This is a genomic window from Nocardia jiangxiensis NBRC 101359, assembly GCF_000308615.1.
GTDB classification, from domain to species: domain Bacteria; phylum Actinomycetota; class Actinomycetes; order Mycobacteriales; family Mycobacteriaceae; genus Nocardia; species Nocardia jiangxiensis.
Genome location: NZ_BAGB01000061.1, coordinates 182,603 through 195,802 on the forward strand (window position 1 = coordinate 182,603; position 13,200 = coordinate 195,802).

The following is a 13,200-nucleotide window of genomic DNA, read 5'->3' on the forward strand; positions in this document are numbered from 1 at the left end:
GTGTCGATGCGAATATCTGGACCGGTTACCGTATCGGCGCTGGTGGCGGCAGGTTTAGTGGCCTCGGGCTCGGCAGCTCAGACCGCTGTGCACTCACACTCGCAGACCGTGTCCGAACCGCAACTCGCGGCCGCCGCCGACCCCGCGGTTTCGGCCGCGGCCCCCACCGATGAGACCTTCGGCCTCGTTCCCGCCGCGCCCGAACCCGCCCGCAAACTTCGCGCGATGTCCGCGCCGACCGACGATCTCCCGCTGTTCGGCGGCACGATGCCGTTGCAGGACATCTTGGTCCCGGGCGGAGCCGGAGTCTTCGGCATCCCGGAGATCGTGCTGGCGGCCTATCGCAATGCCGAGCTGGCGCTGGCGTCCTCGGATCCCGGCTGCGGGCTGAACTGGAGTCTGCTGGCGGGTATCGGCAAGATCGAATCGAACCACGCCGGTAACGGCCGCACCGACGCCAACGGCACGACTGTCGGGGTGATCTACGGCCCGTCCCTGGACGGCACGCTGCCCGGCAACGAGGTGCTCAAATCCAGTGACGGCGGTTTCGTGCGCGCCATCGGCCCGATGCAGTTCCTGCCGGGCACATGGGCCGAATACGCCTCCGACGGCCGGGGCACCGGCCGTCCGGACCCCAACAACGTCTTCGACGCCGCACTCGCCGCGGGCAAATATCTGTGCTCGGGCGGGCTGAACCTGCGCGATCCGCAGCAGCAGCTGCGCGCGGTGCTGCGCTACAACAACTCCATCGCCTACGCCTCGGAAGTGTTGAGCTGGGCCAACGCCTACCGGACCGGCGGCGTCCCGACCCAGGTCACCATCTCCCCGGATCTGGTTGCGCCGGGCACGATGCCCGAGGGCGCGGGATCGGATATGACCGCGGCCAATTCGAAGGTGACCGCCGCCCCCGGCCCCGCCACCCAGGCCCCGGTCACCGGCGGCGGCAACCAGCCCGCGCCGACGCCGCCGACGCAGGTGATGATCAATATCCCTGGGCTGCCGCCGATTCCGTGCGGCGTCTTCTGCCCACCGCCGCAGCAGCCCGCGCCCTGCGACCCCGCCACCACGCCGATCCCGGCGCAGAATCAGGATCCGCGCAACCCGCTGGCCCAATTCCTCCGGTGGGCTCCGGGAGTGCTTGCGGGCCAGGCAAATCCGGGCACACCGGCGAAACCCGGCGATCCGGCCGCAGCTCCCCAGGCCGATCCGACGGACCCGAACGCCCAGCAGTCGCAACAGCCTGCGGCCTGCACGCAACCGCAGGCACCGGCCGAGATGCAGTCGGCGCCGGGCACCCCGGACGTCCAGCAAGCCCCGGCGCCCGCACCGGCTATTACGCCGCAACAGCCTGCGCCACCGGCGAAGACGCCCGATCCCGCACCGCCCGCGGCGCCCGCGCCCGCGCCCACCGTCGCACCGGCTCCGCCGGGAATCACGCTGCCGTTCGGCATCGTCATCCCGCCGCCGCCGGCCCCTCGGTAACGCTAAACCGAGAAGACCATCACGAAGGAGTAACGAAAAGATCTCGGATGCGGTAACCTTCAATCGTTGTGTCACGCAAAGCTCACAGCGAGCATTGGAGGGTCACCACACAGTGGGACGTCACCGCAAGCAGCCGGAGCCCGTATTCCGGCGCGGATCTGTTATCGCGTTGGCTGGTCTCGTCCCCGCAGGGGTCGTGACGGTCAGCACCGCCTCCGCCTCGGAGCTGAACACCGGAGAGTTCGCGGCCTTGTCGGCGGCGCAACACAATTCGGGCGCACAGCAGGCTCAGGTCGCCACCGCCGCAGCGGTCTCCGAGGAGACCATGCACCTGGCGAAGCACCCCGGGCCGCCGGTCGTGGAATCGGTTGCGCTGCCGGAGAATCGGGCCCAGGCGCAGGTTCCGGCCGGTCCGCTGGGCATGCCCGGCGTGGCCTACGCCGCCTACCAGAACGCCGAGCACATCCTGGCCCAGGAGGATCCGAACTGCCATATGTCGTGGTCGATGCTGGCCGGTATCGGTCAGATCGAATCGCATCAGGCGTACGGCAAGCTCGACGCCGACGGCAATCCGATCGAGCCGATCTACGGTCCGGTCCTGGACGGCAGCCTCTACGGCAACAACGTCGTCCCGGAGACCGACGGCGGCGCACTGGACGGCATGGCGAGCTACGCCCGCGCGGTCGGCCCCATGCAGTTCCTGCCCGACACCTACCGCAAGTACGCGGGCGATGCCCGCGGCTCCGGCATCTCCGATCCGCAGAACATCTACGACGCCTCGCTGACCGCGGGCAAGTATCTGTGCGAGGGCGGGCTGGACATGCGGGATCTGTCCCAGCAGTCGCGGGCCATCATGCGCTACAACAACTCGATGGCCTACGTCGCGAACGTCATGGCGTGGGAGACCGCCTACCGCACCGGCGTCACCCCGCACGCCGCGGACCTGCCCACCATCTGACACAGCCGACGGACTCGGCCGACGAGTTCGGCCGAACCGCCGAAGCGGACGCCAGCAACACGGTTCGCGGTCCGTCGCGCCGTTCGGACGCGTAGCGGCTGCGAGGAACGAGTACCGACACAGGGCTGAACGGCGAGACTCCAGGCGCCGCGAACACGCCGCAGCGAGGCGGAGCCAATCAAACACGGTTCGCGGCCCGTCTCGCCGTTCGGACGCGTGGCGGGTGCGAGGAACGAGTGCCCGACACGGGGCCGAGCGACGGGACTCCAGGGGCCGCGAACAGCCGGAGCGCAGCGGAGGCAATCAAACACCGTTCGCGGCCCGTCTCGCCGTTCGGACGCGTGGCGGCTGCGAAGAACGAGTACCCGACACCGGGGCCGAACGGTGAGACTTCGGGGGCCGCGAACAGCCGGAGCGGAGCGGAGGCAGAAAATACAGTCGCTAGACTCGGCTCATGCCAGTGGTAACGGAATCGGATGTGCGGGGCGCCCTCGCGAAGGTGATCGACCCGGAGATTCGCAAGCCGATCACCGAACTGGGCATGGTCAGGGATGTCCGGGTCGGTGACGACGGCACTGTCGACGTCGGGATCTACCTGACCACCGCGGCGTGCCCGATGCGCACCGAGATCAGCGATCGGGTCTCTCGCGCGATTGCCGATGTGCCCGGTGCGGGCGCGATCACCGTGGAACTCGACGTGATGAACGACGAGCAGCGCACCGAACTGCGCAAGCAGTTGCGCGGCGATGCCGCCGAACCGGTGATCCCGTTCGCTCAGCCCGGTTCGCTGACCCGCGTCTACGCGGTCGCCTCCGGTAAGGGCGGGGTCGGAAAGTCCAGTGTCACCGTCAATCTCGCGGCCGCGATGGCCGCGCGCGGTCTGTCGGTGGGCGTGCTGGACGCGGACATCTACGGCCATTCGGTACCTCGCATGCTCGGCACCGATCAGCGGCCCACCCAGGTCGAGCGGATGATCATGCCGCCGATCTCGCACGAGGTGAAGGTCATCTCGATCGCGATGTTCACCCAGGGCAATACGCCCGTGGTGTGGCGCGGCCCGATGTTGCATCGCGCGCTGCAGCAGTTCCTCGCCGACGTGTTCTGGGGCGATCTGGACATCCTGCTGCTGGATCTGCCGCCCGGCACCGGTGACGTCGCGATCTCCATCGCCCAGCTCGTCCCCAATGCCGAGATCCTGGTGGTGACCACACCTCAACCGGCCGCGGCCGAGGTCGCCGAGCGGGCCGGGGCGATCGCCCTGCAAACCCGTCAGCGAATCGCGGGCGTGGTGGAGAACATGTCCTGGCTGGATCTGCCCGACGGGTCCCGGATGGACCTGTACGGCTCCGGCGGCGGCCAGGACGTCGCCGATCGCCTCACCCAGGCCGTCGGCGCGAACGTCCCTCTCCTGGGCCAGATCCCGATCACCCAGGAACTCCGCGAGGCAGGCGACGAAGGCACCCCCATCGTCCTGAGCTCCCCCGACAACCCGGCCGCGCAGGCCCTGCGCGACATCGCCGAGAAGCTCGCCGTCCGCCGCCGCGGCCTGGCAGGCATGTCCCTCGGAATCGACACCACGAGGCATCTCTGAGCTCGTTCGGATATCCGATACGAGAGACGAGCTACAGGATGTTCCAGCGGGATGGGATGCCTGCGCGCAGGGCTGCTATCCGGCGCAGGACCTCTCGGGCGCACGGGGTGTCGGGGGCGGATTTGTAGGCGTTGGTGGTGATCATGCGGAGTTCGCGCAGGTCGCGGAGCCAGGAATAGCCGGGCCAGGTGCGGATGTCGAAACCGTAGGCGTGGCAGAACTTCTCGTATTCGGCGGCGGGGTGGGCGAAGCGGCGGCAGTGCACCTCGAGGGTGACCAGATCCCATTCGGGGTGCCCGTATGCCGCACTCTCCCAGTCGCACAGGACGCCGCGGCCGGTGGCCTGGTCCCACAGCATGTTCCGATGATGGGCGTCGCCGTGGATGAGCCCCGGCGGCAGGACGAAGCTGATTTCGGCGGCGCGGGCGGCCAGGCGGGCTCGTTCGGCACGCAGCAGCGCGCGGTCCTCGGAGGTCAGGATCCGGCTCGCCGCAATGGATTGCGCGATCCGGGTGAAGGTTCCGGCCAGATGGCGAGCGGGCAGCCATTGCGGTGGGCGGGTGCGCAGCGAATGCAGCATCGACAGAGGCGCGGCGAGATCCGGCGCGGTGATCTCGCGAAATTGCGGCAGGTAGCGCCAGAAGGTGATCGCGGAGCCGCCGATCTCCATCGGCTGCCGCACCGGCGCGAGCCCCACCACCGGCACCTGCCTGGCCTGCAACCAGCGCACCAGCGCGACCACGTCGACCGGCGACCGGCCCTGGCAGGGCCGATCGATCTTCACCACCACCGGAGCGCTCACCAATCGGTACACCGCATTGGTGTGATGTCGCAGCAGCTGCGCACCGGCGTGATCCAGACCCACTGCACGGGAGGCGTGTTCGAGTATCGACTGGGTCCGCTCCGGAGTGAACGCCGGTGCGGCAACCGGTTCGGCCGGTTCGAACGTCGTGATCACCGCGGACCCCTTCCGCCGAAGACCACCGAATGCCACAGCGCGTCGGCGGAATCGAATCCGCGGGCAGGACAGAACCGTTCGATCACTGCGCGACCTCCGCTCGGACGGAAACCAGATGCCGCAGCTCGTCCACCTGACGACGCCCGCGGCCGCGTTCCCCGATGGCGTCCACCACCGCGGCCGCCCGGGTCAGCACGATCGTGGTGCGATGTTCCGGCGGCAACGTGGTCAGCACCTGTGCGGCCAACTCGCACGCCTCGTCCACCGCGCCGTCGACGGCGTAGCCGATCGCGGTGTCGAGTTCGATGAGCGCGGGATCGACCACCACGTCCGGACTCATCCGATACAGCTGCAACGCCTGCTCCTGCACCCGTCGCGCCGCATCGGTCCGCCCGAGATTGGTCAGAATGCCGGATTGGTAGAGCAGCAAACGCTTTTCACCGAATCGGAACGCCTCGTCGGTGGCGGTGTCGCCGAGTTCGGCGGTCCGGTGCACCGCCCGTGTCAGCGCCAGATCCGCACCGGCGGTATCGCCCAGCCGGGCCAGCGCCCGCGCCTCGGCGGCGGCCGCCAGAGCCGTTGCGTCATCGGCGGTTTCGGGCAACTGCGCCTGCGCGGCCCGAGCGAGCACCACCGCCTGCTCGGGACTGCCGTAGTAGTACGGCAGCATCGCGTGCTGAGCGCGCACCTGGGCGCGCAAGCGCAGGTTGGCGGTGTCGTCGGCGGCCATGCGCGCGGTGCCGTACCAGAAGTTCGCCCGTTCGATCTGGCCGAGTTTCATCAGCGCGTCCGCGATCAGCAGGCCCAGGACCGCGGTGACCTCCGAGAGCCGGGATTGGATTGCCGCGGGCTGACGTTGGGTCGCGACCGCCTGGACCTCGAGCACGTCCGGCAGGACCGTGGCCAGTACCTGCGCGGGCGGGGTGCGGGTGTAGGCCAGCACGCGTCCGGCGGCCCGCTCCTCCATCAGATCCACCATCACCGGGCCGACCGTGCAGGCGGCCACGGTCCGGTCGACCAGCGCGCGAGCGTCGTCGAGCCGGGTGAGCAGCGTCGCGTCGTAGCCGGGGGCGGGCACGACCGGTGCGGTGGTGCGGCGGGCGGGCAGACGACGCGCGCCGAGTGTCATCTCGCCTTCGGCGAGGATCTGCTCGAACCGCTCACGAACATCGGGCCCCACCTGCACCAGCAGGGTGTCGAGCAGCTCCTGGGTGAGCGGGCGCGGGGTGACCGCACTCAAGCCCGCGCGCCAATTGGCGACCGTCGTCATCTCGACGCCGAGATGGGCTGCGAACTCCCGCACGGACTTTCGCGTAGCCTCCTGCAGCGCCACTGCTTCGAAGCCGGTCCACGGCCGACCCAACACCATGGGGAGTCCTGTTGTGAGTGTGTGTTAATTCTGTGTTTCGAACCTTCATGCCAACAGTAGGCCAACACCAACGCCAACACTGCGCGATTTCGCATCGGTACGGAAACGACGAAAGTAGTTGGGGCACCCGGCGTCGAGCGTCACCTTCACAGCCGGAGTCATCGCGCACCGTGGTCGGCGATCCTGAGTACCACGGCGGAGCGACGCCGGGTGCGTCCACTCGCCCAGGAGGTATCTCCCATGAACACACCGTCTTCCGGTACCCGGGACATGTGGTTGATGAACAGCCGTGACTGTTCGCACGAGCCCGTCGATCTCACCGACGAGCTGGCGCGATTCATCCTGGCCGTACACGCCGGGCACGGCGGCGGCTGCCGGCAGTATCTGGCCGCTTCCGCCTACTGTTTCCGGCGCACCGGCGAAAGGTGAACCGGCGGTTCGTGATCCACGTCCATCGAGCCGCTGGGAGGGGAACCGGCCGGATGGGCCGGTCACCGGCCCGAGGCTCCCGACGCGATCGGGACTCGCTCCGGACCGCCGACGGCAGCGTCGCTCCTGTCGGCCCCGCCCCCTATTCTCGAACGCATGCTCACGATGCTGCTGTACGTGCTGATCGTCGGATTGGTCGCCGCGCTGCTGTTCCTGGTCGCGAGCGCGGTGTTCGGGCGCGCGGAGGAACTGGGTCCGCTGCCCGAGGGAACGACCGAGACCGTGCTGCCGGCCCACGACATCAGCGGCGCCGATGTCCGAGATCTGCGCTTCCAGCAGGTTTTCCGGGGATACAAGGCGGGCGAGGTGGATTGGGCGCTGGCCCGGCTCGCCGCCCGCATCGACGAACTGGAAGCGCAGCTGGCCCAGGCGCACGGCGAATCACCACAGCGTCCCGAGTCCGGCGAGCCCACGGAGCAGACCGGCCCCGGCGCATGGACCGGCGCCCACCGGGCCACCGGAACGCCGCAGCCGCACGGCGAGTCCAGGATCGAACGCCCCGGCAACGGTTCGACCGAGCAGAGCGGCGAAACGCCGAACGACACGCCCGGACGAAATGATGGAATGCAATCGTCACTGGCCGGACTGACAATCGGCTACCCGCCCGCCGCACCCGGGCACGCAACAGGGCAGATTCCCTGGCACGACCCGGCCGAGACCGGCCCGTGGGAACCCCCCGCCGTCGGGAACGGCACGGGCCCGCTCCCCACCGCACCACCCCAAGCAGGCGGCCCCATCGTCGCAACGCCCGCATCCGGCGCAATTCCGGCGGTCGCCCCCGGAATACCGCAACCGGGCAGCCCCTTCACAGCACCACCCGGCGTCACCCCCGGCGGACCACCTCAGCCGAGCGTCCCCTTCCTCGCAACACCGCCCCCCGGAACAGCCGGACCGGACGGCTATCCGGTCGCGCCGGGCGCGTATACCGGCGGACAACCCGTACTCGACCAGTCCGCGGGCTTTCCGCCGCCGACGGCCCAGGCAACCGGCAGCCTGTCCCTCCCGCCGGTCGCCCAGTCCCCGCACAATCAACCCGTTCCGTGGCCCGGCCGGCCCGGACAGACCACACCGGAGCAGCTGTGAGTACCGACGCGCCCGTGACGCCCGACGGCCGGGTACGCTGCGGCTGGGCCGAATCCTCGCAGCTCTATCGGGATTATCACGACCAGGAATGGGGGCGTCCGCTGCACGGCGACGACGCCATGTTCGAGCGGATGAGTCTCGAAGCGTTCCAGTCGGGGCTGTCCTGGATCACGATCCTGCGCAAGCGTCCGGCCTTCCGATCGGCCTTCGCCGAATTCTCGATCGAGCGGGTCGCCGAATTCGGCGAGGCGGACGTGGAACGGCTGCTGGCAGATCCGGGCATCGTGCGCAATCGCGCCAAGGTCGTGTCGTGCATCGCAAACGCAAAGGTTGCCCGTGAGCTGGACACTAGTCTGGACAAGTTGATCTGGTCCTTCGCCCCGGCACCGCGTACGCGCCCGCGCGCGCTGTCCGATGTGCCCGCCGTCACATCCGAATCGACCGCTCTCGCAAAGGAACTCAAGCGACGCGGGTTCCGTTTCATCGGTCCGACAACGGCATATGCGCTGATGCAGGCGACCGGGATGGTCAACGATCATCTGGTCGATTGCTGGGTTGACGCGCGCGCGTGAGTACACGCCCGGCTGGTCGGTTTTGGAACTCCGGTACCCGCCCAGTTCCGCAATAGGGAAGAATGGGCCTGGTGTAGCCCCTCGTCGCGGCGATCGCTGCTTCGGCGGGCTACCTGTTGGTAACAACACGAGTTCCAAGAAAGTGCGCAGAAGACCGCGCGGATCTGGAGGGAGCAGAGGATGGCGGCCATGAAGCCCCGCACCGGGGATGGTCCCCTCGAGGCAACCAAGGAAGGGCGTGGAATCGTCATGCGGGTTCCACTCGAGGGTGGCGGGCGTTTGGTCGTCGAGCTCACGCCCGATGAGGCGGCGGCTCTGGGCAAAGAGCTCACCCAAGTCACGAGTTAGTCGCTCGACTCGCCCGAAGTGGTGAATCCGGCGACACAGCTCGCCACGGTCGCGTTCTTGCTGGCCTGTCCCGAATGCGGTGACGTTCTGGCCGTGCGCGATCGTTCATTGTTCTGCGCGCGCGGACATGGTTTCGATATCGCCCGGCAGGGATATGTCAGCTTGCTGACGGGTGCATCGACGAAAATGTCCGGCGATACCGCGGCCATGCTCGACGCACGGGCCGCCTTTCAGGATGCGCGCCATTTCGCACCCATTGCCGATGCGGTGGCCGACGCCGTTCACCGGGACGACCCACCGTCCCCGTTCTCGATTCTCGAGATCGGCGCCGGCACCGGGTATTACCTCGCCGCGGCATTGGACGCCGCGCCGGATGCGTACGGGATCGCCTTGGACGTGTCCAAGCCCGCCGCCCGGCGCGGCGCCCGCGCACACCCCCGCGCCGCCTCGATCCTCGCCGACGCCTGGCGCGGCCTGCCGATCGGGACCGGCCGGATCGATCACGCACTATCGGTGTTCGCACCGCGCAACGCCGACGAGATCGCCCGAGCGCTAACCCCGAACGGTCTGGTCACGGTGGTCACCCCGACGCCGCGCCACCTGTCCGAGCTGATCGAGCCGCTGGCCATGATCGGCGTGGACACCGCCAAGGACGATCGCCTCGCCGATACGATGTCGGCGCATTTCACCCTCCGCGACCGCGATGTCGTGGAGTACTCGATGAAACTCACCCACGACGACATCGCCGCGGTCGCCGCCATGGGCCCCTCGGCCCATCACGCCGCCGAGCAGCGCGCCGAGCGGATCGCCGCCCTGCCCGACATCGTCCGGGTGACGGCCTCGGTCACGGTCTCGACCTTCGGCCGGACGTGAGCGAGATCAGTTCTTCCGAATGCGTTCGTAGAGTTGCACGGTGCGCTCGGCGACCTGCGCCCAGTCGAATTCGGCGACAGCGCGGGCGCGTCCGGCGACGCCCAGGGATTCGGCGAGTTGCGCATCACCGGCGACGGCATTGACCGCCTCGGCCAGATCGCGTTCGAAATCCGCGGGCTTCTCGCTGTCGTAGTGCGCCAGCCGCCCGGTGGCCTCGGACACGACCTCCGGGATCCCGCCGACGTCCGATGCGACGACGGCCGTACCGCAGGCCATCGCCTCCAGATTGACGATGCCCAGCGGCTCGTACACCGAAGGGCACACGAATACCTCCGAGGCCGCCAGGATCTGGCGCACCTGTTCGGCCGGCAGCATCTCGCGCACCCAGAACACTCCCCCGCGACGTTCGGCCAGATCCGCCACCGCCGCCGACACCTCGACCTCGAGCTGCGGTGTGTCGGGCGCACCGGCGCACAGGACGAGCTGAATTCCTGGATCGAAATCGCGGGCGGCGGCGAGCAGATGGCCGACGCCCTTCTGCCGGGTGATCCGCCCGACGAACGAGACGATCGGCAGATCCCTGCGCACCCCCAGCTCGTCCAGCACATCACGGGCCTCGGGGACCGGACCGCCGGGATGCCAGACCTGTGCGTCGATTCCGTTGTGCACCACGTGAACCCGGTCCGGATCGATGGACGGATAGGCGTCCAGCACATCGTGCCGCATTCCGGCGCTGACCGCGATGATCGCGTCGGCGTACTCCATCGCGTTGCGCTCGGACCAGGAGGACAACCGGTATCCGCCGCCGAGCTGTTCGGCCTTCCACGGCCGCCGCGGTTCGAGCGAATGTGCCGTCAGCACATGCGGAATCCCGTGCAGCGCGGCGGCCAGATGCCCGGCCAGACCGGTGTACCAGGTGTGCGAGTGGACCACGTCGACGCCGTCGGCGGCATCGGCCATCCGCAGTTGCGCCGACATCATCTGCAGGGCGGAATTGGCCGCGTACAGCATGGGATCGGGTTGATGCACCACCGCGTCGTCGCGCGGGATGCCCATACAGTGCACGGTCACATCGCACAGCCGCCGCAGTTTCGCGGTCAGCTGCGTGACGTGCACCCCGGCGCCGCCGTACACCTCGGGCGGATATTCACGAGTCATCATCGCGACCCGGAGGCGGTCGCGTTCCTGGGGATCGCTACCGCGCACCACACGGGAACTCACCGGTCCAACCTAATCGTTCACCTTCGCCATCACCACCCGTCCACTCCTCGGGCGGTAAGTTGGACTCGTGAGGAGCCAGCCGCACGTACTAGGGATCGTGCTCGCCGGTGGTGAGGGCAAGCGCCTGTTCCCGCTCACCAAGGACCGCGCCAAACCCGCGGTCCCGTTCGGGGGTGCGTACCGGCTGATCGATTTCGTACTGTCCAATCTGGTCAATGCCGGATATCTGCGGATATGCGTTCTCACCCAGTACAAGTCGCATTCGCTGGATCGGCACATCTCGCAGACCTGGCGGCTGTCCGGATTCGGCGGCGAGTACATCACCCCGGTGCCCGCGCAGCAGCGTCTCGGACCGCGCTGGTACACCGGCAGCGCCGATGCGATCATGCAGTCGCTCAACCTGATCTACGACGAGGATCCCGATTACATCGTGGTGTTCGGCGCCGATCACGTGTATCGGATGGATCCCGAACAGTTGGTGGCGCACCACATCGATTCAGGCGCCGGGGTGACCGTGGCCGGAATCCGGGTGCCGCGCAGCGAGGCGAGCGCGTTCGGCTGCATCGATTCCGACGAATCGGGCCGGATCACCCAATTCCTGGAGAAACCGGCCCATCCGCCCGGCATTCCGGACGATCCGAATATGACCTTCGCCTCGATGGGCAATTACGTGTTCACCACCAAGACTCTGGTGGACGCGATCCGCGCCGACGCCGACGATTCGGATTCCGATCACGACATGGGCGGCGACATCATCCCCACGCTGGTCTCCCAGGGCGAGGCGAGCGTCTACGACTTCGCCGAGAACGACGTCCCCGGCTCCACCGACCGCGACCGCGGCTATTGGCGCGACGTGGGCACCATCGACGCCTTCTACGACGCCCACATGGACCTGGTCTCGGTGCACCCCGTCTTCAACCTCTACAACCGCCACTGGCCCATCCGCGGTGCCGCGGAGAATCTCCCACCCGCCAAATTCGCCCAGGGCGGTCTGGCCCAGGAATCCATCGTCGGCTCCGGCAGCATCCTGTCCGCCGCCACCGTCCGCAATTCGGTACTCAGCTCGAACGTTTTCGTCGAGGACGGCGCGACCGTCGAGGGCAGCGTGCTGCTCCCCGGCGTCCGGGTGGGCCGTGGTGCGGTGGTGCGCCGCGCGATCCTGGACAAGAACGTGATGGTGGGCGAGGGCGAGATCATCGGCGTCGACCTGGAGCGGGACCGCCAGCGTTTCGCGGTGAGCCATGGCGGCGTGGTGACCGTCGGCAAAGGTATTTGGGTGTAAGCGAATTCGCCGATTCCGATCACCACCCGAATTCAGCAGGTGCGAGTCAACTCGTCCAGCTGGTCGAAATACCAACGCATCCAATCTGATTCACGAGTCTCACGATCGAGCCCGGCCAACCCCGCGGACAATGTGTCGATCGCCTTGCGCTGACAGGTCGGCCGGCCGGATTCGGCGAGATACTTGTATGCCAAACCGCGTTGCAGCACAAGCAGATCCGTGCTGTGGAAGTACAACCACGGCGGAATGCGTTCGGGCTCAGCGGTAGCCGATACCGCATAGTCATCGGCTTCATCGAGTTTGCGCTCGGTCTCCTCGGCCTCTCCGACGAGCGCATGACCACGCGCTTGCTGCTGAGCCGCCACCGCCAGCACCGCCGGGGATGCCCGCTCGTACCGACCGGCCGCTTCCGACAGGCCGATCATCGGACCGAATTCGTCCTCGGTCCACGCTCGATGTCCTTTCACGCCCAGCGTGGTCGAGATCAGATCCGGATCGTCCAGTTCGACGGACCATTCCAGCATCCGATCCTGCATGGTCCGCGCGATCGCATGCCGCTTGGTCGTCGTGTTCAGCCAGCCCGATAGCTGTAACCATTGCGCACCGATATTCAACACAGCGGGCCGAATCGAACCGCATGCTTCCCGCACGAGCCGCTCGACGGTGATCATGGTCCCGTTCACGGCGGGAAGAACCGATTCCGACCCCAGCGAGTCATCGAGTCTGCGCAACGCGGCAAGAACGACGGACAGCTCATCCAGCGCCTTGCGATCGGTTTGCCTCGGATGTTCCGCGACGTAGGCCAACCGGTCGGCATCCACGTCATCGCGATCAGCCCGAGGCGGTCCGCCGAGCCCGAACAGCGAAATGGCCGAGCCGATATCGCCTTTCACCGAACGGCGCGAGTTCCCCGGATGACGCTGCCGCCAGACCTGCTCCCCCTCGGTCCAACCCCGCCCTCTGACCATTCCCCT

13 protein-coding genes are annotated in these 13,200 nt (G+C 68.0%); 9 read left to right on the forward strand and 4 right to left on the reverse strand.

Annotated elements, in window-relative coordinates:
* The first annotated feature begins 108 nt into the window (after window positions 1-108).
* The 3 genes from ON40_RS27080 to ON40_RS27090 all read left to right on the forward strand — a co-directional run bounded on the left by ON40_RS27080 (window position 109) and on the right by ON40_RS27090 (window position 4,031).
* Window positions 109-1,482: a lytic transglycosylase domain-containing protein gene (locus ON40_RS27080; RefSeq protein WP_245568010.1), complete on the forward strand. Its 1,374-nt coding sequence runs from the start codon at window positions 109-111 to the stop codon at window positions 1,480-1,482.
* A gap of 112 nt (window positions 1,483-1,594) precedes the next feature.
* On the forward strand, window positions 1,595-2,440 hold the full coding sequence (locus ON40_RS27085; RefSeq protein ID WP_040827448.1) for a lytic transglycosylase domain-containing protein: 846 nt from the start codon (window positions 1,595-1,597) through the stop codon (window positions 2,438-2,440).
* A gap of 454 nt (window positions 2,441-2,894) precedes the next feature.
* Window positions 2,895-4,031: an Mrp/NBP35 family ATP-binding protein gene (locus ON40_RS27090; RefSeq protein WP_040827450.1), complete on the forward strand. Its 1,137-nt coding sequence runs from the start codon at window positions 2,895-2,897 to the stop codon at window positions 4,029-4,031.
* Window positions 4,032-4,062: 31 nt separating this feature from the next.
* On the opposite strand, the gene ON40_RS27095 is transcribed toward ON40_RS27090, so the two are convergent.
* Together ON40_RS27095 and ON40_RS27100 are read right to left on the reverse strand one after the other, a co-directional pair.
* On the reverse strand, window positions 4,063-4,989 hold the full coding sequence (locus ON40_RS27095) for an aminoglycoside phosphotransferase family protein (protein ID WP_051193594.1): 927 nt from the start codon (window positions 4,987-4,989) through the stop codon (window positions 4,063-4,065).
* Between the two features lie 82 nt (window positions 4,990-5,071).
* On the reverse strand, window positions 5,072-6,358 hold the full coding sequence (locus ON40_RS27100) for an NsdA family TPR-like regulatory protein (protein ID WP_157186431.1): 1,287 nt from the start codon (window positions 6,356-6,358) through the stop codon (window positions 5,072-5,074).
* Window positions 6,359-6,598: 240 nt separating this feature from the next.
* Here ON40_RS27100 and ON40_RS52120 point away from each other — a divergent pair, with 240 nt between their 5' ends.
* From ON40_RS52120 to ON40_RS27115, 5 genes are all read left to right on the forward strand, one after another.
* Window positions 6,599-6,787 carry a hypothetical protein gene (locus tag ON40_RS52120; RefSeq protein ID WP_157186432.1) on the forward strand — a complete coding sequence of 63 codons (189 nt, stop codon included), beginning with the start codon at window positions 6,599-6,601 and terminating at the stop codon, window positions 6,785-6,787.
* A gap of 156 nt (window positions 6,788-6,943) precedes the next feature.
* Window positions 6,944-7,930: a DivIVA domain-containing protein gene (locus ON40_RS56145; RefSeq protein ID WP_373281977.1), complete on the forward strand. Its 987-nt coding sequence runs from the start codon at window positions 6,944-6,946 to the stop codon at window positions 7,928-7,930.
* The gene (locus ON40_RS27110; RefSeq protein ID WP_373281978.1) at window positions 7,927-8,502 is read left to right on the forward strand and encodes a DNA-3-methyladenine glycosylase I; all 576 of its coding nucleotides are present in this window, start codon (window positions 7,927-7,929) and stop codon (window positions 8,500-8,502) included. Before ON40_RS56145 ends, ON40_RS27110 begins: the two co-directional genes overlap by 4 nt.
* Window positions 8,503-8,682: 180 nt before the next feature.
* Window positions 8,683-8,850 carry a DUF3117 domain-containing protein gene (locus ON40_RS50165; RefSeq protein ID WP_083895957.1) on the forward strand — a complete coding sequence of 56 codons (168 nt, stop codon included), beginning with the start codon at window positions 8,683-8,685 and terminating at the stop codon, window positions 8,848-8,850.
* A 21-nt stretch (window positions 8,851-8,871) separates the two neighbouring features.
* Entirely contained in the window at window positions 8,872-9,723 is an 852-nt protein-coding gene (locus tag ON40_RS27115) for a putative RNA methyltransferase (RefSeq protein ID WP_040827580.1), read from the forward strand.
* 6 nt (window positions 9,724-9,729) lie between these two features.
* Here the strand turns inward: ON40_RS27115 and glgA are convergent, their stop codons facing one another.
* A complete protein-coding gene (gene glgA, locus ON40_RS27120; RefSeq protein ID WP_040827581.1) occupies window positions 9,730-10,884 on the reverse strand; it encodes a glycogen synthase in 1,155 nt (384 codons plus the stop codon).
* A 127-nt stretch (window positions 10,885-11,011) separates the two neighbouring features.
* Here glgA and glgC point away from each other — a divergent pair, with 127 nt between their 5' ends.
* Window positions 11,012-12,226 carry a glucose-1-phosphate adenylyltransferase gene (gene glgC / locus ON40_RS27125; protein ID WP_040827452.1) on the forward strand — a complete coding sequence of 405 codons (1,215 nt, stop codon included), beginning with the start codon at window positions 11,012-11,014 and terminating at the stop codon, window positions 12,224-12,226.
* A gap of 32 nt (window positions 12,227-12,258) precedes the next feature.
* On the opposite strand, the gene ON40_RS27130 is transcribed toward glgC, so the two are convergent.
* A partial coding sequence (locus ON40_RS27130) for an NsdA family TPR-like regulatory protein (protein WP_157186433.1) occupies window positions 12,259-13,200 on the reverse strand: 942 nt, incomplete at its 5' end.

Bases quoted from the DNA above. Each gene is read 5' to 3' on its own strand.
- ON40_RS27100 (WP_157186431.1), bottom strand. From the start codon at position 6,358: ATGGTGTTGGGTCGGCCGTGGACCGGCTTCGAAGCAGTGGCGCTGCAG.
- ON40_RS56145 (WP_373281977.1), top strand. From the start codon at position 6,944: ATGCTCACGATGCTGCTGTACGTGCTGATCGTCGGATTGGTCGCCGCG.
- ON40_RS52120 (WP_157186432.1), top strand. From the start codon at position 6,599: ATGAACACACCGTCTTCCGGTACCCGGGACATGTGGTTGATGAACAGC.
- ON40_RS27090 (WP_040827450.1), top strand. From the start codon at position 2,895: ATGCCAGTGGTAACGGAATCGGATGTGCGGGGCGCCCTCGCGAAGGTG.
- ON40_RS50165 (WP_083895957.1), top strand. From the start codon at position 8,683: ATGGCGGCCATGAAGCCCCGCACCGGGGATGGTCCCCTCGAGGCAACC.
- glgA (WP_040827581.1), bottom strand. From the start codon at position 10,884: ATGATGACTCGTGAATATCCGCCCGAGGTGTACGGCGGCGCCGGGGTG.